The sequence below is a fragment of the Microcoleus sp. CAWBG27 genome, assembly GCF_020883145.1.
Classification (GTDB): domain Bacteria; phylum Cyanobacteriota; class Cyanobacteriia; order Cyanobacteriales; family Microcoleaceae; genus Microcoleus.
Genome location: NZ_JAHREU010000008.1, coordinates 53680 through 77428, shown reverse-complemented (window position 1 = coordinate 77428; position 23749 = coordinate 53680). Strand labels below are relative to the sequence as shown.

Genomic DNA, 23749 nt, shown 5'->3' with positions numbered 1-23749 from the left:
GAAATCGCTACTACACAAACAAAGTCCGCCTGCGCGGACTGAAGAAATCGGAAAGTTTTAATACCAAACCTGGGTTAAAAATCCCCTTAATCTCTTAGTCCGCGGAGGCGGAATTCGTTTATGTAGACACGGTTTCAACCGCCGAATACTCTTTCTAACTCATGACTTTTTGAGCTTGGCGGAGAGATTGAATAGTTGCGATCGCGTGTTGAGACACTGCATCTATTTCAGCAGCAGTATTGAACCTACCAATCCCGAACCGAATTGAAGCATAAGCTAACTTGTCCGATCGCCCGATCGCTGCTAAAACATGAGAAGGAGATATTTTCGCCGAAGTACAAGCAGAACCAGAAGAAACTGCCGCCGCCGGTTGCAAACCCAACAGCAGCGCTTGACCGTCAACGCCCCCTACACTAATATTAAGATTCCCCGGCAATCTCTTCGTCGCGTGACCGTTGATATAAACATCGCCCAATTCATTCAAATTTTCCCACAAACGCTGGCGCAAATTCACAACTCGTGCTGTTTCCGCCTCCATTTCAGCAATCGCCAATTCCACAGCTTTAGCAAATCCTACTATTTGCGGTGGGTAGAGAGTACCCGATCGCATTCCCCGTTCGTGGCCTCCTCCGTGCATTTGTAGGGCTAGCTGCACTCTCGGCTTGTTGCGGCGGACGTAGAGGGCGCCAATGCCTTTTGGCCCGTAGATTTTGTGCGCCGTCAAAGACATCAGATCGATGTTCATTTCCTCTACGTCGAGGGGAATTTTGCCGATCGCCTGGGCCGCATCCGTGTGAAACAAAATGTCATTCCCGCGACAAATCGCAGCAATTTCGGCGATCGGCTGAATCACACCAATTTCGTTATTAGCCGTCATCACAGAAACTAAAATTGTCTCGGCCTTAATCGCTTTAATCAAATCTCCAATATCAATTAGTCCGTCGCTTTTCACAGGTAAAACCGTAATGCTAAACCCCAATTTTTCCAAATATTTACAGGGATCAAGAATGGCATTATGTTCAGTTTGTACTGTGATAATGTGCTTTCCTTTACTGAAATAGGCTTCAGCGACGCCTTTAATCGCTAAATTATTTGCTTCCGTTGCACCGCTAGTAAAAACAATTTCTTCAGGAGAGGCATTGATCGCTTCTGCTATGATTTGTCGTGACTGTTTTACCGCTGCTTCTGCTTCCCAGCCGTAGACGTGGTTGATGCTGGCTGCGTTGCCGAATTGTTCGGTAAAATAGGGCAGCATCGCATCAACTACTCGTTTGTCTACAGGGGTTGTGGCGTGGTTGTCGAGGTAGATAGGACGTGCGGACATAGTTTGGTTTTGGTTAAAAAAGGTGTTAGGTTTATTGTAGACGAGCCCTTTGTTCTACAAGAAAACTTTATATTTAACAAATATTTGTGAAGATTTATGCGACCTGACATTCAGGGATTAGAAATTACTGTCGGTGAGATCAAGCACCTCAGCGGCGCGGGGCCCGATCGCGTATACCGGCCTGCGACTGCGACTAAGTTTGCCCGCGAAGCTTTAAAAACAGTCGGTTTAATTGTTTTGGTTCTAATTAGCTGTTGGCTGCTGGTATTGATATTTCCTAGGGTTTATTTGTTGTGGTTGGCCCTGCACTTGGGTGCGATCGCCGGTTTGATCCTGGAAGATGCCTGGAAAATTTGGTGCAGCCGGAACCAAGATTTAATTCATCTTTTTGATGATGTCGATCGCTACAATGGTATAATCAAAGCGATCGAAATTAATGACCGGATCGAAGATGCTGGCAACCCGAACGTCAAAATAGGCGATCGCGCAAAAGTTATTAAAGCCTTGCAGCTCATCAGAGAGGATTTGGTTCGAGCTTTGAAAACCGAGAGGATTCTCAGGGAAAACAAAAAATTTGTCGATACTAACTCAGAACTGTTTGCCAATAATTTAAGAACTTTGAATGCCCTGCAAATTAGCGATCGATCGAGCCAGCAGGGGCGATTGCTAAACGAAGCTTTGCAATTAGCCTTAAGAGTTCAATCAGAAATGAAAGAGTTGCAAAATCGAGATTTTGCGAGCAACGTAAAACGCGATCGCTTTTAGATAACAACTTCTTAAAAAAAAATTGGGTATCTTGGTGTGCTATGTTTACTATATTGGTCTACTTATCCCTTTAATAATTTAGGATTGCTATAGCTACCAACTGATAGATCGAGTTATTGGAAGGTTAAAGTTTAGTCCGTCATTATTGGTGTACCGTGGGGCGGAGTTGATGATGTTTAAAGCTACTTCTTGGATTGGTTACTCTTTTAGTCTGACAGTTTTAGCTGCGAGTGTGGTAGTTGTGGGGATCGAAGGGGCAATCTCTTCCACTTTTTCCATCCAATCCATCGCTTCACAAATTGCCCAAAAAACGAATATCCCTATTTTATTGCCATCTGAAGATACTGTCGAAAAATATAAATTTGATAACAACGAAACTATTTATGCTTTTGTATCTAGCGCATCTTCAGATGCTGACTACGATGTCACTTTTAACAATATACCTGGAGATGTTGGAAATGCGGCTTTTCGCTTTTCAATCAGCGCCCAAAAAGGAAAGGAATTTCAGAGACTTCCCGCTGATTCAAACCCTGCTTATACTCCTAAGTACATTCAGGTAAAGCTGTCTGATAGTTCCCAGGCTTTAGTTACTACCTGGTGTGGTGGTACAGCCTGTTGGTCTACAGTGCAATGGAAATCGAATGGTATTTTATATAAGGTTACATCTAAAAAAAGACAACCTTATGCAGCATTAGCGATCTCGAACTCTGCAATTAAAGCAGGCGATCGTAGACTCAAAGCAAGTGCCGATCGTGTATTTACAAATTAACATTTAGTTATATTGAAACACCTGTTTTTGAGTTGGCTTAGCGGTTGGTTTAAGTTTAGTTACAACTGATTAGAATTAACGCTTAATGTGTAAGTACCTTTGCTGGTGCGATCGCCTCCTTTAACAACTATTTTATAAGTCCCGTCATTGGGCAATTTCACGGTGAGTGTAGACTCTGGGGGACGCTGAAAGTTGTTTGTTTTTCCGGCAATCCTCTTACCGTTGGTGTCGAACAATGTTATGTTGTGGTCTAATCCTCTGCTGCCGAGTTCTATCGTAATAGATTGACCTGCACGTCCTTGGAAGGTGTGTTCGCGGGATTCGCCTTCTTTTAAGGTTTCTCGCTGCTGGAGGATGGAAAGGGATGTGAGTTTTGGGCGATCGGGATTGCTTAAATCTAAGCCATAATTAGTCGCTGTTGCACCAGGGCCATTTCCTTCTCTGACTGCGATGATAAAGGCTGTTTTGTTGTTGGGATCTGTGGCTATTTTATCAATAAATTGTCTTTGTATTTTTTCTGCATTTAAAACTTTTGGTTGGTTAAAATTGGGTTCTGAAATACAGAAAAGAACTGCTCCATCTTGATAGCGTCCTGCGTAAAACCAATATTTTTTACCATTAGCTGTAAAGTCATTTTGATTGAATACAGTGAATTTGTCAAATTGTAGTTGCTGGTTTCGGCGGCAATCTTTATCGATATAGATTTCGTTGGCTGATGGCTGTCGCTGGGCGAAAACTGCTGGAATGCTTGCAGCAGCTAGGATTGCTGTGATGATGGTGATGATTGTGGGCGATCGCATTTTCATATTTACCTCAATTTTTTTGTGGAATCGATCTTCCTGAACGTAGAATGCGGCTGATTTCTTCGTTAGTCATAAAAGGAGCTGTTAAATAGGTACTTCCAAAACGACCAGTTCCTTTCTCTGAGAATCTAACTTGAGTGTCATTGGCATATTTTAAACCAGAGTTCCCTAAATTCCAGTAAAACTTAATTGCTTTGCCAGATTTTACATACTTCTCTCCTAAAGCAGGGTCAATTGACTCTATTCCACCATCCAGAGGTGGGTAGCTAGATAAACCGCTCTTAAAAATATAGGCTTGAATAGCACTAAGTTTATAATTAAAGTAAACGAAACCATTCCTAAATTCTTCAGGTAAGTCGTAATCAGTACGGATTTCACGTCCCCCACCTTGTTCTACAAATTCTTTCCAAGTTATAAGCTCAGACTTGGGTTGTTGAGCAACATTTTGCGATCGCCCATTTATCACCTGAGACTTAGCTACCATCGAACGAGCAATCTCAATTAATTCATTACGACGAACAGAGCCAGAATATATTTTGAAATAATTATTATCTTGAACCCACGATACTGTATTCCAATCTGCACCTTGAAAATGGTAGCCATTTTGGTTTCTAGATAGTTCAATAGCATCTGCTGCCGAACCCCGCTGTCTATCATCTTGATAATATTTCGATGCAAGGGTGCTTGAGGCAACTGAGAAACGCAAGCAAACTAGATTATATCCCCTTGTACCTCTTCCTCCTCTACTAAAGCGTGGAGGACAGTCCTTGTCTTCGAGGGCAAGATAAGCGCGTTCGCTGTTGACATCAAATGTTAATTGGGGAGATATTTTATTCGTAATAGATCCAGGTAAGCGACTGGGCAGCCGAAAGACTAAGTTGCTGGGAAGTTTGTTTCTAATCTCGCCAATAATGGGTTTGAATACAGGATCGGGTTCGGCAATTGCAGATATTGGTGCAAATACTCCGATTCCGACAATTACCAAACTTACTATTAAACTCAATAGCGATTTGTTTTTCATAAGTTTTGCTGCATCGTTTTCATAAATACTCTCTCTGTTTGAATTATTCGATCGCTATAATTTTACTGTCTTTTGGGCAAAGAAGCTGTACAACCAGCTTCTTTAAACTGTTGAAGCAACTGGTTTCTCTTAGCTGGGGGAACGTTCCGCATCAATTCAGAAGGATTTGTCAGGGGTTTTGGCCAAGCGTATTCATAGATACCAGGTTCATTGTTGTAAACAAAGACACCTCCCAGGTAGTTTCCTTCATTAATGAGTAGGTAGCTATCAGTTTTGATTCTACCCTTAGATACAGTTCCTATACCGAACCTAAATCCTATGTTATTTTCACTAGGAATAAAACCGTCAATAATGCAAACGCGACCTTTGACATTTGATGGATAAATACTTTTTGTTTCTTCTAATGCCGTCCATTGACCGAGGAAAGGTGCGGCTGCTGTGTCGATTTGCGACCAAGCTTTTACAAAGGATGTTAATTGCTGAATCTGAACGCGATCGCGCCGATCTGTGCTATACAATCCACGACCGCCGCCGGGTGGGGAAGCAGCAAAACGGCGGAATTTCTCGATTAATTCTTGCAGTTCTGCATCTGTTGGGAATCGGACAGATTGAGCAATAATGGGTAACGATGTAGCAGCTAAAATGCCTAAACTAATTGTAATGATGAGTGACGAGCGCCCTTTCATAAAAATCATCCTCATTTTCTTGTTGTTTGATTGTTAGCAGTATAAACTTACCGTCTGTTTGGCAAAGAAAATGACTTGTGGGATTAAAAACAGCCTTCTATATACCAATACTTCGGGCAGTTTTTTAACAGCCCTGTAAGCCTTACGGGGGAAGCCCTGCCATTTTTTACGTATTTTCTGAAACTTAGCGCTGAACTTAAACCTTTGAAAAATAGTCCAGCATATAGCCAGCAATGGTTTCGGAGGCTCGACTAAATCTAAAACTATCCGAAGTATTGATATACTCAACTTCAGGAAGTTGACCGGAACGAAAGCTATCTACGCGATTTTTGCTGGTCTCAAAAATTATGCGGTAGTTTTTGTCAGCGGCATCTTTCGGTACAAAAGTTAAATATTTCCCATTGTAAGGCGGGCGACTTACATAAGGATGAGGTGTTGCTTTAATTTGCCCCGGATATAGCGAGAAAATCCTGTCTTCAGTATCCCCAATTTTTGCACCTTTGATTGTAGTAAACCGCAGGTTGTTGTTAATATCAATTCTGGCAATGCGGCTCTTTGTCACCATAAAGCTAATTCCTTTTGGGCCCCCTTGCGGCTCAAAATAAGAACAAAACTCTTCAGTACGACCACCACTTTGGGTTTTCACGAATCTAACTCCCGCAGCCCGCGATGCTTCATCAACTGTCATGCCAACTCGAATCGGACTGATACCATTAAGCGCTAGTTTCGATCGCTCTGTTAGTTGTATTTGAGCGTTGACTGATGTTACAAAAACCGCAAAAATGACAATTGTGCCGATTAGTAAGGTAAGAAATTTAGTTGAACTGTTTAACTTTCGCATCGATCTTGCTCCTTTTTTAACGAATGTAACCAGTCTCTCCCAGAAACTTTCGCAGTTGAGTAAAAAATTGACTGCGATCGCTCTCTTTATAAACTTCCTGCACCCGCCGCCACCCATCCTCACCTTCCCCCAAGGAATATTTATCAGCCAAATATGCTGCTAATATCGCTCTTCCTACCTCAGATTGAGGTTTGGTTGTTATGTATTTTTGCCATAGTTGAGCGGCATGGTTTTTAACTGCTTGAGGGTAGCGGTGGGTTACATTTGTCATTTTCCCCTGGCTGTATTGCCAGATTTGCAATGGATAATACGAACCCCCATAAGACGCAAACTTATAAGCAAAGCGATCGTCCCTAAAAACAAATTCTACATAGCCGTCTCTATTTATATCTTCAATGCTGTAGCGTTCGCCGTTTCCCCAACGATGGGCGATCGCCGTGTATTTTTGAGTTCGAGCGTCGTAGCGGTAAATCAAAGATGAGGTGCAGCAGTGAGCGCCACCAGAAAATACATCTAATATAATCTCTGGCTCGTTATCTTTATCTAAATCCCGAACTTGAATATCTAACAACCAACAGTAACCAACTTCTTTTTTCGGTATATCTTCATTGAAAACTGTTTGACCTTTGCGGACCAATCTCAATCGCGGGTTTTGCGAGCAAAGCCCGCTTCTTCGCCCCAAGGAAACTTCTGCTCTCACATTCCCAGATTCGGCTGTCTGGGTTTCAGCTTTGGCTACTCCTTCTAAGAAACAGGAAGCAGCACCTAAAATTGCCAAACTCGTTATCAAGCTAAAAATCGATCGCACTTTCATATTTACCTCAATTTTTTTGTTTTATTTCTCTTTCCGAATGCAGAATACGACGGATTTGCTGCTTAGTCATAAAAGGGGCTACCAAACAACTAAGCCTTAAGCATCCTGTGCCTGGTCCATCTAAAAATCTAACTTCAGTATCTTTTCCATAAGTTTGATAAGTACCTGCACCGCCTCCCCAATAAAATCTAATTGCTTTGCCAGAATTTACATACCTATCTGCCGCAGCAGCATCAATTTCTCCTATTCCACTTTTTATCGGTGGGTAGCTAGATAAACCTTGTTTGAGGATATAAGCTGTAGTATTATCGCCCCCTGGATTGATGTAAACATAGCCATTCCTAAACTCGGCAGGTAGGTCGTAATCGTAATTGACAAAACGCCTGCCACCCCTTTCTACAAATTCCCTCCAAGTAATAAGTTGAGATTTTTGCTGTTGAGCAATTATTTGCGATCGCCCCTCCAATATCTGTTGGTTTGTCAAGGAAACTCGCCCTTGTGCCAAAACTGATACCGAAGCAGTACCCAACATTGCCAACCCAACCATCAAGCTCAAAATCGATCGCCCTTTCACACTTTTTCCTCTCTGTTTACTAAAATGCCTTGTTCCGCACCCAAGCACCTTACCGCACCGCAACTGCCGCAACACCCAAAGCCCTCTATCTATCTGTCAGCCTCAACCCGCTACTTTTATGCAAAATGCCGATCGATTGTTACAAAGCTTTACAGATAATTCCTAAGTTGGGTGAGACTGCATCTAAAAATATCATTCGGTTAATGATTAAAATGGCAGGGCTTATGGATTTTATACAGCAGCCCCGCCCAAATGAATCCGGCTGGTTTACTAGCCTAAGTTCAAGGCTGAATCTGTCAGAGATACAGTGAAAGTAGCGGTCTGGATAGCTCCAGACGAACTATTAAGAACATTAGCTAAAATATCGCCGTTAGCTAACTGAATTAATGTGTTGCTGCCAGAGGCAACAAAGCGCAGTTCAGTTAGGGAAATGTTACCTGCGATCGCAATTCGATCTCCCTGACCAAAATCAGTAATTCGATCTGCCAAATTAAAGTTGCGCTGTCCGGCTTCAGAAGAAACGATCAAAACAAATGTATCCGATCCACCACCGCCAGTAAGAGTATCCGAACCAATATCACCAATCAAAATATCGTTACCGTCACCGCCAATTAACAAGTCATTGTCTCGGCCACCTCGCAAAAAGTCATTACCTAAGCCACCTTCAAGCGTATCGTTGTCTCGGCCACCGCTAAGAATGTCATTTCCGTCGTCTCCAAAAATCCGATCTTCATCTTTGCCACCACGTAGCAAGTCGTTACCACCAGCACCTCTCAAACTATCTGCGCCAGTGTTTCCGTTGACTGCATCATTGCCAGATGAACCCAGCACGGTATCATTTCCTCCGAGAGCAAGTACGCCACCAGGAAATTGAGAAGGGCTGTTTTCTGGCAAATTAACCGTATCATTTTGAGCCGTTAATGAGCGGAACTGGTTGTTAGTTACACCTCTAGATGCTGCTACAGATATACTGTTAAAAGTGTCCAACAAGTTAACGTCGGTAATAATTCTGGCAGTGGGTGTTGGACTGGGTGTTGGACTGGGTGTTGGACTGGGTGTTGGACTGGGTGTTGGGTTGGAGGTAGGATTAGATAGGGCAAGGGTGTATTTGGTATCAGAACCACCTGAGTTTCTGACTTTAACAAAGTAAGTGCCTTCACCTAAACTGCGAGTAATTGAAGCAGTGGAACCGCTGCTACCAAACTTATCGGTAATATACTCACTGGAATCCACTAGACCGTCGTTATTTTTGTCTAGATACAGTTCTGCGTAAGCACCTTGAGTTAAACCATTTAAAGTGAGATTAAAGTCAGCAACGCTATTAAGATTGAAGCGGTAGTAATCTGCTGGGTCAGCTCTACCTACGAAGTCATTAAAAGTGCGAGTACCGCTAAGGATACCTATGTTAAGAGCATTTCGAGAAGTGTTACCGGCTGGATCTCCTATCCCAGTGGGAGTGTTAGACAGGTTCAGAGTATATCGAGTATCAGAGCCACCTGAGTTTCTGACTTTAACAAAGTAAGTACCTGCACCCAAGCTGCGAGTAATTGAGGCAGTAGAACCGCTGCTACCAAAACTATCGGCAATATACTCATTGGAATCCGTTAGACCGTTATTATCAGAATCTAGGTAGAGTTCTGCATAAGCACTTTGACTCAGACCGCTCAACGACAAACGAAAGTCACCAACATCGGTAAGCTTAAAGCGGTATAAATCATTGGGTTCCGCATTGCCTACAAAGTCGTTAAAAGTGCGGGTATTTGTCAGATTGCCAACTTCAAATGTAGCCATTTTTCTTTCTTTCTCCTAAAATAAATAGTTGAATTGGTAGGTAATAGATGCAGCTTCAGTAACAAGGATGCAAGGAACTTACCCCCTGCCGGATTTTCGACCACTCCGACACCAGTCGCGTTTCTGAGGGTTGTATTCTGCGGTAGCCCAATTCGGGATGGCGGGTGTAGAATACGGCATCTGCTACTTTATCGAGCACGGGACTGGATAAAGAGATAGTTCTTCCCTGTCTCCCCCCGCCCTCACCGTCATACTTAGAAAGCAACCACTCGTAATTCGTCGAGTTTCTACCGCAGGCATCCTGGTAAACCAAGTTATCGTTGCTCACCACTTTTTTGATAGCCGCCCATTCCTTGATATACTGCGTTTCATCGGAGCGGATTTTGCGACGATTCAATTGTGGATGCAGATTGTAGAAAATAAAGTCTGTTAGCTCATCGATCGCTTTTTCAGGTGCTCTGTTAGCTGCAATCTGCACCGAATCCGCAGCGGGATAGGTGACGGGTTGTGCCATCGCTTTCATGGGAAAAAAAGGGACGATGATTAATCCCAATATCAAATATTTCATTGCATACCGAATTACATGAATTTGGAGTTGAAGGAATTAGTAGAAAATGCTTTATGCACTGCACCCGATCGAAGCATCCTAACTACATCGAAACAAATCGATGAGAATTTTCAGCAGAAAACACCCGAACATTACCACGAGATCGCACTCGAGCGATCGCCACAAATACTTGCTCTAAACTTTTCACCTTGCAGCCAAACCAAAAAATCAGCGCTGCGACATATTTTCGCGATCGCCTTTAATTTTGAGAGTGCAAACAATAAAGCTTTTGTGTTTGGATAACAATTTATTTGATGAACTATTATTCCACTGTTACTGCATTACTGCATGATTTTTTAGTATTTCTTAACAAACTCAACAATAGAGCATCACTCCAAGCCTAAGCCCTAAAGTCCCCACGTTTGCTTTTTGGGGAAAAGCGATCGCTGCATCGGGGTATGTGTGGCAAGGGAACGCGCGCCGGGTTCCCGGAGGTTTGGACGATCGCCAACCGTTTGGATTACGTAAATAGGTTGTTAGCGCAGCCCTCGAAGAGGATCGCACTGCGTACCAAACATCGAGTTTTTGCGTAATTTCGATCGAAGAAGAATGTTGGAACAGTTCTCGATCGAGTAAGCGGAGCATAAAATGATAGTTTATTCACATCGGAATATTTTAATCAGCTTGACTTGAGTGCTGTATGTCGCAAAACAATATTAGTGACTTAACAGCACAAGAAATGCTGCAAATATTGCAATCCAAAAGGATATTAAGATCGCAATATCTTCAGAATCCCCGTGCATTCACGCCGGGGAGTGTCAAGAGAATTGTTAAGAAATACAACCAGAATTGTAAATTTCCCGAATTGTAAATTTTTTGATTGGATCTAACGGCGTCAGGATATGTTAGAAAGGTGACGTTAACAACCAGGTCAGTATGTCTTCTACCAAACCAAAGATTATAGTTCTCGATGACGATCCCACGGGTTCTCAAACCGTGCACAGTTGCTTGCTGCTGACACGTTGGGACGAAGAAACCCTGCGTTTGGGACTGCGGGACAAGTCCCCGATTTTTTTTATACTGACAAATACTCGATCGCTGACTCCCGAAACAGCAGCGTCCGTCACCCGCGAAGTGTGCCAAAATCTCAAAAGGGCGATCGCGATCGAAGAAATCGAAGACTTCCTAATCGTTAGCCGTTCCGATTCTACCCTGCGCGGTCACTATCCGATCGAAACCGATGTAATCGCCGAAGAGCTCGGCCCCTTCGACGCTCATTTTCTAATTCCCGCCTTTTTTGAAGGAGGCAGAATTACCCGCAACAGCGTGCATTACCTGATGGTTAACAGTGTCGAAACCCCCGTGCACGAAACCGAATTTGCCAAAGATTCAGTCTTCGGCTACCATCACAGTTACCTGCCAGACTACGTAGAAGAAAAAACCCAAGGTCGAATTCATAGTGATACTGTCGATCGCATTTTACTCGCCGACATCCGCTACGGGAGTTTAGATAGATTGATGGAGATGACAGACAACCAATGTGCAGTTGTTGACGGCGAAAGCCAAGGCGATTTAAACACATTTGCCAAACACATTCTCGATGCAGCCAGTCAAGGCAAAAAGTTTTTATTCCGCAGCGCGGCGAGTATTTTAACATCCTTAGCTGACCTCGGCAACCAGCCGGTAGCAGCCGACGAAATGGCAGAATACGTGAAAGACGGCAAACCTGGTGCAGTAATAGTTGGTTCCCACGTCAAGAAAACGACCGATCAATTGGAACGCTTGTTAGAAGAACCCAATACAGCTAGCATTGAAATAGATGTATCTCAGTTAGTAGAAGATTCGCCAGAGTCTCGCGCTCAACTCCTCAATGAAATTCTGGAAAAAGTTCGCACTTCTCATGCAGATGGCAAAACGCCTGTAATTTATACCAGCCGCCAAGAACTAGAATTTGAAAATGCCGAAGTCCGGTTAAAATTTGGTGCTGCTGTTTCTGCTTTGTTGATGGATGTCGTGCGGGGACTACCTGCTGACATCGGTTTTTTAATTAGCAAGGGCGGGATTACTTCTAATGATGTGTTGAGTACAGGTTTGTCGCTGAAAAGTATCAGGCAAATCGGTCAAATTATTCCAGGTTGTTCTGTTGTAAAAACTGAGCCAGATCATCCTCTATTTCCCGATTTGCCAGTCGTTTTGTTTCCTGGAAATGTCGGTGACAGTAATGCTTTGGCTACGGCTTACAAGCGACTTAGCAAGCATTCTAGCTAGTTGAATCGCTGGCTTAACGAAGATGAATTGAGTTCTATTCATGGAGGACACATTGATATCAACCTAAGCCTAAAACAGTTGAAATATTTCCTTGTCTGCTCGTTACTAGGCTGTGCCTGGTAACACATATCCGGAGGAAGAGCCTAGTCAATTCTGTTGACGGCAATAAGTAAGGTTCGTAGTGCGGACTGAAGTCCGCTCTTATGCCGCGGACTGAAGTCCGCACTACGAACCGTTTTTGTTCGTAGTGCGGACTGAAGTCCGCTCTTATGCCGCGGACTGAAGTCCGCACTACGAACCGTTTTTGTTATGGTAATCGACGGGACATAATATGAGATAGGCTCCTTTCGCTGTGCCTGGGAACCAGTTAAATAATCTCCAAAAAATCTCTGGCTGATTGTATCGTTGCTAAAACCGGTCTAATATGCTATGTTTGAAGGTCTACTATTAAATAAAAGCGATCGCCAGCCCGACAAATTCCCCCTCGGCAACGCCTCTGGAAAAAATCAAATTTAGAAAAAAAAATCAGGTAGCCCTCTACATATAGAGCCAACAGCGCCATAGCTACTGCTATCAGTAGCGTTTCCAGCTTTTATCAACCGAAATTTTAAAATCAAGTAAAAATTTTCATATAGTAATTTTTAGCTGAAAGGATTAGCATATAAGGGTTGGGTGCTGGTCGGTAATATATCGGCCGATCTGTGCAAATATGTGGAGCAATGCCCAGATATTCATGCCATAATAAGAGTACGCTTGATTAGTGCGGGTTGTTAAAGCTTAGTTGGCATGAAAACCAAACAAACACTTGACACTAACTAATCATCAAAAAATTGAATACTCAATAGTCTCGTACTGAAATTCGTTTCAGTATCTCTAACTGGGGATTAGTGGTCAAGGAACTTGAGTCACGAGGCAAGGGAACCAAGTAGAAATACGCTTCTAATCGAGCGAACTTAAACCGTAGAGTTGAACTTGCCCGTATTTACGGATTTATGCCCAGATATGCGTAGGTTTTTAGAAGCGGTGCCAGAACATTATCATCCACTAAACTCATTAAAAGATGGTCATTGGTTCAAGCTGATATGTGGGGCGAGCTTTCAACACCTGCCGGCGGTTCGGAATCTCACATTGGCTTACACCTTAGCAGGTGCTGACTGTATTGATGTCGCGGCAGATCCCGCCGCCGTCGCAGCAGCGAAAGAAGCCCTACAAGTTGCCAGCGAATTACAGGCAAAAACTCAAAACCGCAGGTTTGGCGGCACAGGGTTGCCCTTGCTGATGGTGAGTTTAAACGATGGGGAAGACCCGCATTTTCGCAAAGCCGAATTCAACCCAGCCGATTGTCCGGCGGACTGCTGGCGGCCGTGCGAAAAAATATGTCCAGCCGAAGCAATAGTTTTTCAGGGTGCTAGCGGCGGTGGTTTTTCCGGGGTGATAGACAAGCAGTGCTATGGCTGCGGTCGCTGTCTGCCTATTTGTCCGAGCCAACTGATTTACACTCGTTCTTACGTGTCTGCTCCGGCGGCGATCGCACCTTTAATCTTACAATCCGGTGCGGACGCCCTAGAAATTCACACGCAAGTAGGCAGAGAGGCAGATTTTGCGCGACTTTGGTCGAGCATAGCTCCCTGGGTCGATCGACTCAAGTTAATCGCAATTAGTTGCCCCGATGGAGACGGTTTGATTGATTATTTGCGGACACTCTATCAAATAATTTCCCCCCTTCCTTGTCCTCTAATTTGGCAAACCGATGGTAGGCCGATGAGTGGAGATATTGGAATCGGAACTACTAGAGCCGCGGTCAAACTAGGTCAAAAAGTTTTGGCGGCCGGCTTACCCGGATACGTGCAACTTGCAGGCGGCACTAACGATCGCACTGTCAGCAAGCTCAGAGCCTGCGGACTGCTTTTGGATGGCGGAAAAAATTTGTCGGTTCCTCCTGTCCAATACATTGCAGGTGTAGCTTACGGCAGCTATGCCAGGGTTTTGCTATCGCCAATTTTAGAACAATTAGAAACAATGCAAACCGATCGAGCTTGTGCCGTTCCGGTAGCAGTCCCTTGCGGCGCAGCCGAAGTTCAAACACCTCGGTTGACTCAGCTCGAAGCCGTCCCAGAACTTCTCTCGGAGGCGGTGAGTTTAGCTCGTTCTCTAGTTTCTCAGATCAAAAGTTATTAGTTGTTAGTTGGTAGTTGGTAGTTGGTAGGGGCGGTGCCCCCGTGCCCGCCCTCTCTTAGTTGTTAGTTGTTAATCAAAAAAACTGACAACTGATAGCGAATAACTGTTGTTTGCGAAATCGCGATCGCACTTGCACCCTGGTGAAACCCGGTTTCTTAGTATATTTCTCGTTCCAGTTCGCAAAACTCGTAGAAACCGGGTTTATAACCCCACGCGCAATCCGCGAACTGTCAACTGTCAACTGTCCACTGTCCACTGTCCACTGTCCACTGTCCACTGTCCACTGTCCACTGTCCACTGAACCGAACACACCGAGGCGAATGCAGATTACAGACGACCTCAGCAGACTATTAGACATCGTGCCAGATGAGATCCGGCAGCCCTTAGAGCAGCACCCGCAGCGCAACAATCTCATTGAGGTTGTGATGGATTTGGGCCGCCTACCAGAAGCTCGTTTTCCATCCTTGGCCGAACCTCTTTCCCAAACACCAGTTTCCAAAGCAGACCTTAGCTATTGTATCGATCGAGTCGGCAACTTCGGCGGCGACAATCGAGCCGGTATCGAGCAAACCCTGCACCGAATTAGCGCCCTTCGCAACCGCAGCGGCGAGATTATCGGCTTGACTTTGAGGGTGGGCCGCGCTGTGTTCGGGACGATCGGCATTATCCGCGATTTAGTGGAAACCGGTCAATCAATTTTGATGCTCGGCCGCCCCGGAGTTGGCAAAACTACGGCTTTGCGGGAAATCGCCCGCGTGCTCGCCGATGACTTGGAAAAACGGGTGGTAATCATCGACACCTCCAACGAAATTGCTGGAGATGGAGATATCCCGCATCCGGCGATCGGCAGAGCTCGCAGAATGCAAGTTTCCCGTCCCGAACTCCAGCACCAAGTCATGATCGAAGCAGTGGAAAACCATATGCCGGAAGTGATCGTGATTGACGAAATCGGTACGGAATTAGAAGCTTTGGCCGCTCGGACGATCGCGGAAAGGGGCGTGCAATTGGTCGGTACCGCCCACGGGAACCGGATCGAAAACTTGATGAAAAATCCGACTCTGGCCGACTTAATTGGGGGCATCCAAGCGGTGACGCTGGGAGATGACGAGGCCCGGCGCCGCGGTTCTCAAAAGACAGTTTTGGAGCGCAAATCACCGCCAACTTTTGAAATTGCGATCGAAATGCTCGAACGCCAGCGCTGGGTAATCCACGAACGAGTCTCAGATTCGATCGACAGCCTGCTGCGGGGACGCGAACCGAACCAGCAAATCAGAAGCGTCAGCGACAGCGGAGAAGTAATTATCGAGCGGGAATCAGCATCTCCCCCCGCCCGGTTCCCAGGGATCTCAGCTTCCGCCTCAGGCCCCGCTGCGGTATCAGCAATGCGGCCAGTCACGCCGATTTCTGGGTGGCGGAGTGCCGGGAAAATGGTGCCGATGCCCCCTCAAGGCGAGAAATTCGCTGCTGCTAACAGCGCGCCGGTACTTCCTGAGACTCGGTATTTCGAGCAACTCCTGGAAGAATCCCTGTCCGTGGAACCTGTACCGCAGCAGCGGGGTCGTTATTCCCAGAATGTCGGCCCTAACGGCGAAGATTTGCCCCTCCACGTTTATCCTTACGGCATAGCTCGCCACCAGCTCGAACAGGTGATTTCCACCCTGAACCTGCCAGTGCAGTTGACTAAGGATATTGAAAGTGCTGACGTGGTGTTGGCTTTGCGATCGAACGTGCGGAACCAGTCAAAATTGAGGCACTTGGCCAAAACTCGCCAAGTTCCCCTGCACACAATCAAAGCTGGAACGATTCCCCACGTAGCGAGAGCTTTGCGGCGCCTGTTGGACATGGACGACCCGGGCACCCCGGAAGTGGCAGACCTCGCCTTATTCGCCCGCAGCGGTACTTCTGACGAACTCGAAGCTCTTGAAGAAACCCGCTTGGCCGTCGAGCAAATTGTCATTCCCAAGGGACAGCCGGTGGAACTCTTACCCCGTTCTCCCAATGTCCGCAAAATGCAGCACGAACTTGTGGAACACTATCACCTGAAATCCCACAGTTTTGGGGAAGAACCAAACCGCCGCCTGCGGATTTTTCCAGCGTGAACAGCCCTAGATCTAGAATCGGCATCATGTAGGGTGCGCGGGCGCACCTTACCCCTTGAAGGCAGCAGGTAGAAGGCAAACGGCCGATTTTTTTCATACTGCTGTCTGTTTTCTACCTTTTGCCTTGGATCTCAAGTGGCGTCAATTAACCATGATTCTTGTAGCGTGGTACACTACGTAGACCCCAATCTTCTACTATACCGACCGGATATAATATTATCTCTGTTGGTAAAATTTTCTGTAAGTGCGATCGGGCAAATTCCCAATTCCCAATTCCCAATTCCCAACCCCCCATAATAACAGATCATAAATAAACATATAGCGGTTCTCAAGCGTGGTGAGGTATGTCCAATGCCCAATGCCCAATGCCCGATGCCCGATGCCCTATGCCCGTGAGTACCTTATTTTTTTGAGAAAGGCTATATTTACCAGAGTTGACATGAATGATGCAGAAATTCAGCTATTTATTGAATTAATTGCCGCTCACACGGGTTTACAAATTCGCCCGCAAGATCGATCGGGTTTCTCTCGAAAAATTTTGACTCGAATGAAAGCTTTAAAAATAGCCTTTCCCGACAAATATTATCAAATCTTAGTGGCTTCGAGTCCAAAAAGTCAAAATGAATGGCGGGAACTAGCCTTGCTGCTGACAACCAACGAAAGTTATTTCATGCGCGACAAAGGACAGTTTTCGCTCCTAGAAAAAGTGATTTTGCCGGAATTGATCGCACGCAAAATAAAATTGCACGAGACATTGGGAATTAAGCCAAGACTGCGAATCTGGAGTGCCGGCTGCTCGACTGGCGAAGAACCTTATTCTTTACTTATTATTTTAAACCAACTAATTCCCGATTGGGACAAATGGAAAATTTTAATTTTAGGTACTGATATCAATCAAGCAGCAATAGAAAAAGCCCAGCGAGGAATTTATAGCCCTTGGTCTTTTCGCTTAGTTGACCCGGAACTGCAAAATCGATATTTCTCTCAGCGGAAAACCGATTGGGAAATAGACAAGAACTTGCGCGAATTTGTCAGCTTTAGATCTGTGAATTTAGTGACAGATAATTTTCCGAATATTTACACAGATCTTCATAACATGGATTTGATTTTATGCCGAAATGTTTTTGTTTATTTTGAAGCTCAGTATATTTCACAGGTATTGAAAAAGTTTGCCAAAACGCTAAGACCTGGAGGATATTTAATGACTGGTCACGCTGAAATTCACAGTCACGCGATCGACGATTTTCAACCAAAGAGTTTCCCGGAGTCGGTTGTTTATCAAGCCAAGAATGTCCTAGAGGAGGAACCAGGTAAAAGAAAGTCTTTGATTGTACCAGAATCTAAAACAAAATCGGCGTTTGGGGAATCGGGAAACAAATTGGAATTGGGCGATCATAGCGGTCAGTTGCTACCGAGGAAAGGGGAAACGGTGCCAGCTAGTTTTGCTAACGGCAATTTTGCGGATGTCGGGTCGCTGTCGCTGTTAACAGCAGGTACCGGGCTGGGAAAGATGCTGCGAAGTCGCTATGTAGAGGGCGATCGGGTCAACAAGAAGATATCTAGTTTGCCCCCACAAATCCCAGCCGAAAAAGCTGATAGCAAAACGCCCCAGATGCTTGTATTAGAGGCAAAAGCTTGTTTTAAAAATAAAGCTTATGTTGAGGCAATTGCTAAAGCAAAACAGGCGCTCCACCTGCAATCTAAAAATTTTGATGCTGATTATTTGCTCGCTCAAATTTATGCAAATTTAGGTCAGTATTCTCAGGCGGTAGAATACTGCAAGCGAGCTAGCAAGCTAGATACTATGTCAGTATTTCCTTATTATTTGCAAGCTCAGATTGCTGAAGAACAGGACGACTTGGAAACCGCTAAAATATATTTAAGAAAAGTTATTTATCTTTGCCCATCTTTTGTTTCAGCTTATCTAGAACTTGGGAATATATACCATAAAGAAGGTAAGCTAAATATAGCTATTACAATGTACAAGTCATCTTGCGATATTCTCAAACAACTGCCGCCCAATACTCCGATCGAGCAACAGGGAAAAATGACAGCGAGTCAAGTATTGATTGATGTTCAAAAAAAATTGGTAAAATTGTACAGCCAAAAAAACTGACGCACTGGGAAAATCTCAAAACCCGGTTTTTTGTGGGTGTGTCGCTGCCAAACCGAATCCGATCGCACAAACCATGTGTTTTTCGCAAGTCTTATACCAATTTTTCATGAGGCTGCTCCCGAATCCGATCCCCCCTAACCCCCCTTAATAAGGGGGGGACAAGATTCCGCTCAAAGTCCCCCAACAATCAGGGGGATTTAGGGGGATCGAGATATATGCAACTTCACATTAAATTGGTCTTATCTAGATAAAGTGTCAGAATCAATATGGAAACTAAGCCGTATCTTATATTTGAACATAACGGTTTGCTGTGCGGCGTAGAAGTCGGCTGCGTTAGAGAAATTTTCTTTCTCCCGGAGTTGACACCGATCGCCGAAGCGCCTGAAGATATTGTTGGGGCGATCGATCTCAGGGGATCCATTCTGCCCGTAATGGATCTAAATCTCCGTTTTGGCTACGTTTTCCAGGAGTATTCTGTGACGGATAGTGCGATCGTCATAGAATGGCAAGAAATTCGACTTGCCATCATTGTCAATCGAGTTAACGAAGTTAAGCAGATCCCCGCAGATGCCATAACTCCCCAGCTATCTTACGGGCGAGACAACCCAGAAGCCCCCCATCATTTTTTAGCTGGATTTGCCCGCTGCGGGGCCGATATGATTATGCTGCTGGATCTCGATCGGCTAATTCGATATTCTCCCGACAAAACAGAAGCCCAAATCCCAGTGCCTGCAAGCGATGCAGGACTTTCGGCCGCAGCCGGAAACCTAGAAACCGCCAATTTGCAGTTAGAAATAGAGCCAAAATTGTTAGTGGAAGATACTAAAGTTTTGGCCAAAATTCACGTTTTTTGTCCGAATGCTACAGCCCAAGAAAAGGCGATTTTTCGAGATAGGGCTCAGAATTTGAGGCAGCAGGGCGATCGCGAAAATTCCGCAGCAATTGATATATCCCTGGCTGTAGTTGTTTTAAACAGCGAATACTTTGGTATTAACCTAGGTGTAGTGCGCGAATTCACTGACATTCGCCAAGTAACTCCAATTCCTTGCACTCCCGATCGCATTATTGGCAATATGAATTTGCGGGGCGAGATTCTCACCCTAGTGGACATTCGGAATGTTTTAAATATGTCAGCCGACACAAAATCTCTATCAAAGGCGATCGTTGTTGAAATTGAAGATTTGGTCGCCGGTATAGTCGTTGACGAAATCTTAGATATTATACATTTAAATGTGGCAGAGATTGCGACTATTCCTGCTGCACTAAATTCGGCAAACCGCGAATATCTTCGAGGCACCGCTTTTTACGAGGAAAAACTTATCGCTGTTCTGAACTTGCAGAAACTCTTAACAAAAGGAGGAGTTGCTGTTGATGAGGAGGTTTGAAGAAAGATTTTACAGCTAAATCGGAGTCCCACCTGCAAAAACCATGTCAGCGCCACCCGAAACTAAAGAAAATAGAGCAAGAGAACAGAATTTGCTATGATACTATTTTCTACTGTCACTCGGCAGCATCGCTCCCAGAAGTGGCTGGCCCATTTCCGTTGCCAACGCCGGACTCCCAACCACTATCGCAGGATCGCAACCTTAGTAACGCAAATACTATCTTAAATTAACCCAAAAATATGTTTTTATCAATTAAAAAATTAAACATTAGAAACAAGATGCTCGTCGGATATCTAGCGCCAGCAGCTATTTATTTAGGGTTGCCAGTCTTAGTCCTCGTTACTACAAGTCAGGTTTTTGAGACTTTCAAAGAAGTGGAAAGAGTAGAAAATGTGATTGGAGAAACAAGTAATATGTCCGTAGGTACGGAGCAAATGGTACGGGGGCTGCGCGGCTATTTAGTTAATAAAAATCAGCAGTTTTTAAGCGATTTTAAAACAGGTGCAGAGTTGGCTCGCCAGTCAGCGATTAATGTAGAACCGATCGTTAAAAATCCCGAACAGAAAGCTCGCTTGCAGAGAATGCTGGATCTGGTCAATGGATATTATGATGGTTCTAACGAAATAGTTCGCTTAGTTCAGCAAAATCAGACAGCCGAAGGTCTTGCTATATTTAATACAGGCAAGTATACCAAATTTGTGAATGAATTTGTGCAATTGAACCGGGAATTTCGGGAAAGCGAATTAAAAATGATTAAGAAAGAAACGCAAATCACAAAGACAGCTTTAAGCTTTTTGGTATCGACGCTGGTGTTTGGTTCGATACTGTTAGTGCTGCTTGGCGCCACTGTTGCTTGGCTGATTTCGTCAGGAATTGCTGGAACTATCGATCGCGCAATTAGTTCGATCGCCAGTTCCTCCGCCCAGATTGCCGCCACAGTTGAAGAACAGGAACGAATGGCAAGCCAGCAAGCAGTTTCAGTCAATGAAACTACTACCACAATGGACGAATTGGGTGCATCTTCTAGGGCGACTTCACAGCAGATAGAAACTGCCGCAAGTCAAGCAATGCAAGCTTTAACTTTAGCTGGTGGCGGTACAAAAGCTGTGGAACAAACCTTAGAAGCAATGGCAATACTGAAAACAAAAGTGCAGGATATGCAAGGACAAATTATGCAGTTGAGCGAGCAAACCGATCGCATTGGCAATATCTCAACCGTAGTCAGCGACTTAGCAAATCAGACTAATATGTTAGCACTAAATGCTGCGGTGGAAGCAGTCCGAGCCGGCGAACACGGCAAGGGGTTCGGCGTTGTCGCGTCAGAAATTCGCAAACTTGCCGATCGCAGTAAAAAATCTGCCGCACAAATAAATCTCTTAGTCGCCGACATTCAGCGCGCCATTAACTCAACAGTCATGGTGACAGACGAAGGAACTAAAACGGTGGAATCTGGCGTCAATATTGCAGAGGAAACGGCCGCAGCCTTTGCCGGAGTAGCTGATGCCATTAACAACGTAGTCTTGAGCTCTCAGCAAATTTCCCTGAATGCCAAACAGCAAGCAATCGCGATCGAACAAGTGGTGGAAGCGATGAACTCTCTAAATCAAGCAGCAGCACAAACAGCTTGCGGTATCACTCAAACTAAAGTTGGCACTCAAAAATTGAACGAAGCGGCTTTAGATTTAAAAGCAGTTGTTTAGCATAGTTATAAGTTCTGATACTTTAGCTAAAAAATGCAATTCTAGGCAAAAACCAAGCCCCGATAACGATCGGTCATTCCCTATTTTAAAATCCCAAATCCCAAATCTAAGATCTAAAATCTAAAATGGCATAATATTGTTTCCGGTTGCATCAGTATTGTTTAAGCTCTCAACAGTTAACAGTTAATAGTCCACAGTCAACATGATTCCCATTACAGCGGAAATTTATATAACTTATCCCTTACGAGCAAAAAAATGAAAAAATGGTCTTTAAGAATTAAAGCTATTATTTTTGCGATCGCCCTCAGTACCATCCCAGTTATATTGACAGGGACGATGACGTATGTATTTGCCAGCGAACACCTGACTGAGTACATAATTAAGTACCAAGAATCACGGGCGATCGCTACTGCAAATCACGTCAAAAACTTGATATTAGAACGCTATCATGAAGTTGAGGATATGGCTAATCTAAGTATACTGAACGACCCGCGAGTCAGCCAAACCACATCAACCAGTCAAAAACAAGCTGTGTTAGATAAATATCTAACACCAGGAGATGGCTACGACAGTATTGCAGTCGCAGATCTCCAGGGTAATACTATTTTGCAATCGAGCGGAGAAGAAGTTACAGGTATCGGCAAATACGACTATTTTCAGCAAGTAATTAAAACCAATCGTCCTATAGTTGCCCAGCCCCAAAAGTCATTTGTTAATGGTAAATACGCCATTTTTGCTGCGGCGCCGATTATAGAACTCAATACAGAAAAAACTATCGCCGTCATCATAAGTCGCACACCTACAACTTATTTAGATCGTAATTATCAGCAAAACCAAGAGCAATTAACCCGAGACTCGGAGACATTAAAAAAAGAGGAATACCATTTAATTGATGGCACGGGCAAGTTTTTTTCAGCAACAGAAAGTGAACAGGTAAGCAGAGATGCAGGCTCAGACTTTAGTGTTTTTGCCAAAATGCAAGCCAACAGAAAGATTGACAGTGCCATAGATTTTGATCGCATTGATGGAGCTGAGCAATTGCTTACTTATGCTCCTATTGAAACATCAAAAGAACTGCCAGAATTAGGTTGGAGCGTGATTATTGCTAACGATACCAAAAATGTATTTGCTCCCCAACACGAGTTACTGTATACTTTGATCGCAGGAGTTGGGTTCACTGCTGCTGTTGTTAGCGCGATCGCAATTTTTTTAGCGAGTCGAACTACTCGCTCGGTTAATCACATTGTACGGGCGATCGCCTCTTCTTCCTCCCAAATTGCTGTCACCATCGAACAGCAGAAGCGCATCGCCAGCCAACAACTATCTGCTGTCGATCGCACTGCGACTACAATGAACGAATTGAGCGAATCAAGCAAAGCTTGTGCCTCGGAAGCCGAAGCTGCTGCTTTCGGGGCAGCCCAAGCCCTGAAACTTGCAGCAGGAGGCAGTCAAGCAGTAGACAATACCTTGAAAGAAATGGCAACTTTGACAGAAAATGTCGGAGAAATTCAAAAACAAATTTTACGTTTGAGCGAGCAAACCGATCGCATTGGCAATATATCCAGTTTAGTCAGCGATTTAGCCAACCAAACAAATATGCTCGCCCTTAACGCTGCTGTCGAAGCAGTAAGAGCCGGTGAAAGCGGTAAAGGATTTGCTGTTGTTGCTAGCGAGATTCGCAAATTAGCCGATCGCAGCAAGGAATCTGCTAGCAATATCAATGCTTTAGTTGCAGAGATCCAGAAAGCCATTACTTCGACAGCAACAGCGACGGATGACGGCACAAAAACTGTAGAAAATGGAGTAAAAATTGCCCGAAAAACCGCAGACGCATTTGCTGGGGTAGCCCGGGCGATCGAGCGCATTGCAGCAAACAGCAAACAAATTTCCGTTACATCGAAAAACCAGGCAATCGCCATTCAGGATGTAGTTGAATCCGTCAACTCTCTTCACCTCGCTACTCAGGAAACTGCCTCCGGTATTTCTCAAGTCAAACTCGGCATTGCTCAACTAAACCAAGCAGCCCAAAATCTCAAATCAGCAGTGTAGTTGAAGGAAGTAAGATTTA

19 protein-coding genes are annotated in these 23749 nt (G+C 44.5%); 10 read left to right on the top strand and 9 right to left on the bottom strand.

The window, feature by feature from the left end:
- Positions 1 to 154: 154 nt before the first annotated feature.
- Positions 155 to 1324: an IscS subfamily cysteine desulfurase gene (locus QZ938_RS07095; RefSeq protein ID WP_293348207.1), complete on the bottom strand. Its 1170-nt coding sequence runs from the start codon at positions 1322 to 1324 to the stop codon at positions 155 to 157.
- 96 nt (positions 1325 to 1420) lie between these two features.
- Here QZ938_RS07095 and QZ938_RS07090 point away from each other — a divergent pair, with 96 nt between their 5' ends.
- Both QZ938_RS07090 and QZ938_RS07085 read left to right on the top strand, forming a co-directional pair.
- On the top strand, positions 1421 to 2089 hold the full coding sequence (locus QZ938_RS07090; RefSeq protein ID WP_293156676.1) for a hypothetical protein: 669 nt from the start codon (positions 1421 to 1423) through the stop codon (positions 2087 to 2089).
- A 169-nt stretch (positions 2090 to 2258) separates the two neighbouring features.
- Complete coding sequence (locus QZ938_RS07085) at positions 2259 to 2858, top strand: hypothetical protein (protein ID WP_293348210.1); 600 nt, start codon at positions 2259 to 2261, stop codon at positions 2856 to 2858.
- Between the two features lie 59 nt (positions 2859 to 2917).
- Here QZ938_RS07085 and QZ938_RS07080 read toward each other — a convergent pair whose 3' ends face one another.
- The 8 genes from QZ938_RS07080 to QZ938_RS07045 all read right to left on the bottom strand — a co-directional run bounded on the left by QZ938_RS07080 (position 2918) and on the right by QZ938_RS07045 (position 9956).
- A complete protein-coding gene (locus QZ938_RS07080) occupies positions 2918 to 3664 on the bottom strand; it encodes a PPC domain-containing protein (protein ID WP_293348213.1) in 747 nt (248 codons plus the stop codon).
- Between the two features lie 7 nt (positions 3665 to 3671).
- Entirely contained in the window at positions 3672 to 4682 is a 1011-nt protein-coding gene (locus QZ938_RS07075; RefSeq protein WP_293348216.1) for a hypothetical protein, read from the bottom strand.
- Positions 4683 to 4744: 62 nt separating this feature from the next.
- A complete protein-coding gene (locus QZ938_RS07070; RefSeq protein ID WP_293156664.1) occupies positions 4745 to 5368 on the bottom strand; it encodes a hypothetical protein in 624 nt (207 codons plus the stop codon).
- Positions 5369 to 5564: 196 nt separating this feature from the next.
- A complete protein-coding gene (locus QZ938_RS07065) occupies positions 5565 to 6209 on the bottom strand; it encodes a hypothetical protein (RefSeq protein ID WP_293156661.1) in 645 nt (214 codons plus the stop codon).
- A 16-nt stretch (positions 6210 to 6225) separates the two neighbouring features.
- On the bottom strand, positions 6226 to 7023 hold the full coding sequence (locus QZ938_RS07060) for a hypothetical protein (RefSeq protein ID WP_293156658.1): 798 nt from the start codon (positions 7021 to 7023) through the stop codon (positions 6226 to 6228).
- A gap of 7 nt (positions 7024 to 7030) precedes the next feature.
- Positions 7031 to 7597, bottom strand: coding sequence for a hypothetical protein (locus QZ938_RS07055; RefSeq protein WP_293348219.1), 567 nt, complete (start codon positions 7595 to 7597; stop codon positions 7031 to 7033).
- 270 nt (positions 7598 to 7867) lie between these two features.
- A complete protein-coding gene (locus tag QZ938_RS07050; RefSeq protein ID WP_293348222.1) occupies positions 7868 to 9388 on the bottom strand; it encodes a calcium-binding protein in 1521 nt (506 codons plus the stop codon).
- Positions 9389 to 9443: 55 nt separating this feature from the next.
- Entirely contained in the window at positions 9444 to 9956 is a 513-nt protein-coding gene (locus QZ938_RS07045) for a hypothetical protein (RefSeq protein ID WP_293348225.1), read from the bottom strand.
- A 15-nt stretch (positions 9957 to 9971) separates the two neighbouring features.
- Here QZ938_RS07045 and QZ938_RS07040 point away from each other — a divergent pair, with 15 nt between their 5' ends.
- The 8 genes from QZ938_RS07040 to QZ938_RS07005 all read left to right on the top strand — a co-directional run bounded on the left by QZ938_RS07040 (position 9972) and on the right by QZ938_RS07005 (position 23730).
- Positions 9972 to 10238 carry a hypothetical protein gene (locus tag QZ938_RS07040; RefSeq protein ID WP_293348228.1) on the top strand — a complete coding sequence of 89 codons (267 nt, stop codon included), beginning with the start codon at positions 9972 to 9974 and terminating at the stop codon, positions 10236 to 10238.
- Between the two features lie 633 nt (positions 10239 to 10871).
- Positions 10872 to 12203, top strand: a complete 1332-nt coding sequence (locus tag QZ938_RS07035; RefSeq protein ID WP_293156640.1) for a four-carbon acid sugar kinase family protein — start codon at positions 10872 to 10874, stop codon at positions 12201 to 12203.
- A 1002-nt stretch (positions 12204 to 13205) separates the two neighbouring features.
- On the top strand, positions 13206 to 14381 hold the full coding sequence (gene ldpA, locus QZ938_RS07030) for a circadian clock protein LdpA (protein ID WP_366863171.1): 1176 nt from the start codon (positions 13206 to 13208) through the stop codon (positions 14379 to 14381).
- A 320-nt stretch (positions 14382 to 14701) separates the two neighbouring features.
- Complete coding sequence (locus QZ938_RS07025; RefSeq protein ID WP_293348231.1) at positions 14702 to 16480, top strand: R3H domain-containing nucleic acid-binding protein; 1779 nt, start codon at positions 14702 to 14704, stop codon at positions 16478 to 16480.
- 439 nt (positions 16481 to 16919) lie between these two features.
- The gene (locus QZ938_RS07020; protein WP_293348234.1) at positions 16920 to 18596 is read left to right on the top strand and encodes a CheR family methyltransferase; all 1677 of its coding nucleotides are present in this window, start codon (positions 16920 to 16922) and stop codon (positions 18594 to 18596) included.
- A gap of 266 nt (positions 18597 to 18862) precedes the next feature.
- Positions 18863 to 19981 carry a chemotaxis protein CheW gene (locus tag QZ938_RS07015; RefSeq protein ID WP_293348237.1) on the top strand — a complete coding sequence of 373 codons (1119 nt, stop codon included), beginning with the start codon at positions 18863 to 18865 and terminating at the stop codon, positions 19979 to 19981.
- 239 nt (positions 19982 to 20220) lie between these two features.
- Positions 20221 to 21681, top strand: coding sequence for a methyl-accepting chemotaxis protein (locus tag QZ938_RS07010; RefSeq protein WP_293365400.1), 1461 nt, complete (start codon positions 20221 to 20223; stop codon positions 21679 to 21681).
- A gap of 255 nt (positions 21682 to 21936) precedes the next feature.
- Positions 21937 to 23730, top strand: a complete 1794-nt coding sequence (locus tag QZ938_RS07005; protein ID WP_293348243.1) for a methyl-accepting chemotaxis protein — start codon at positions 21937 to 21939, stop codon at positions 23728 to 23730.
- Positions 23731 to 23749 lie beyond the last annotated feature (19 nt).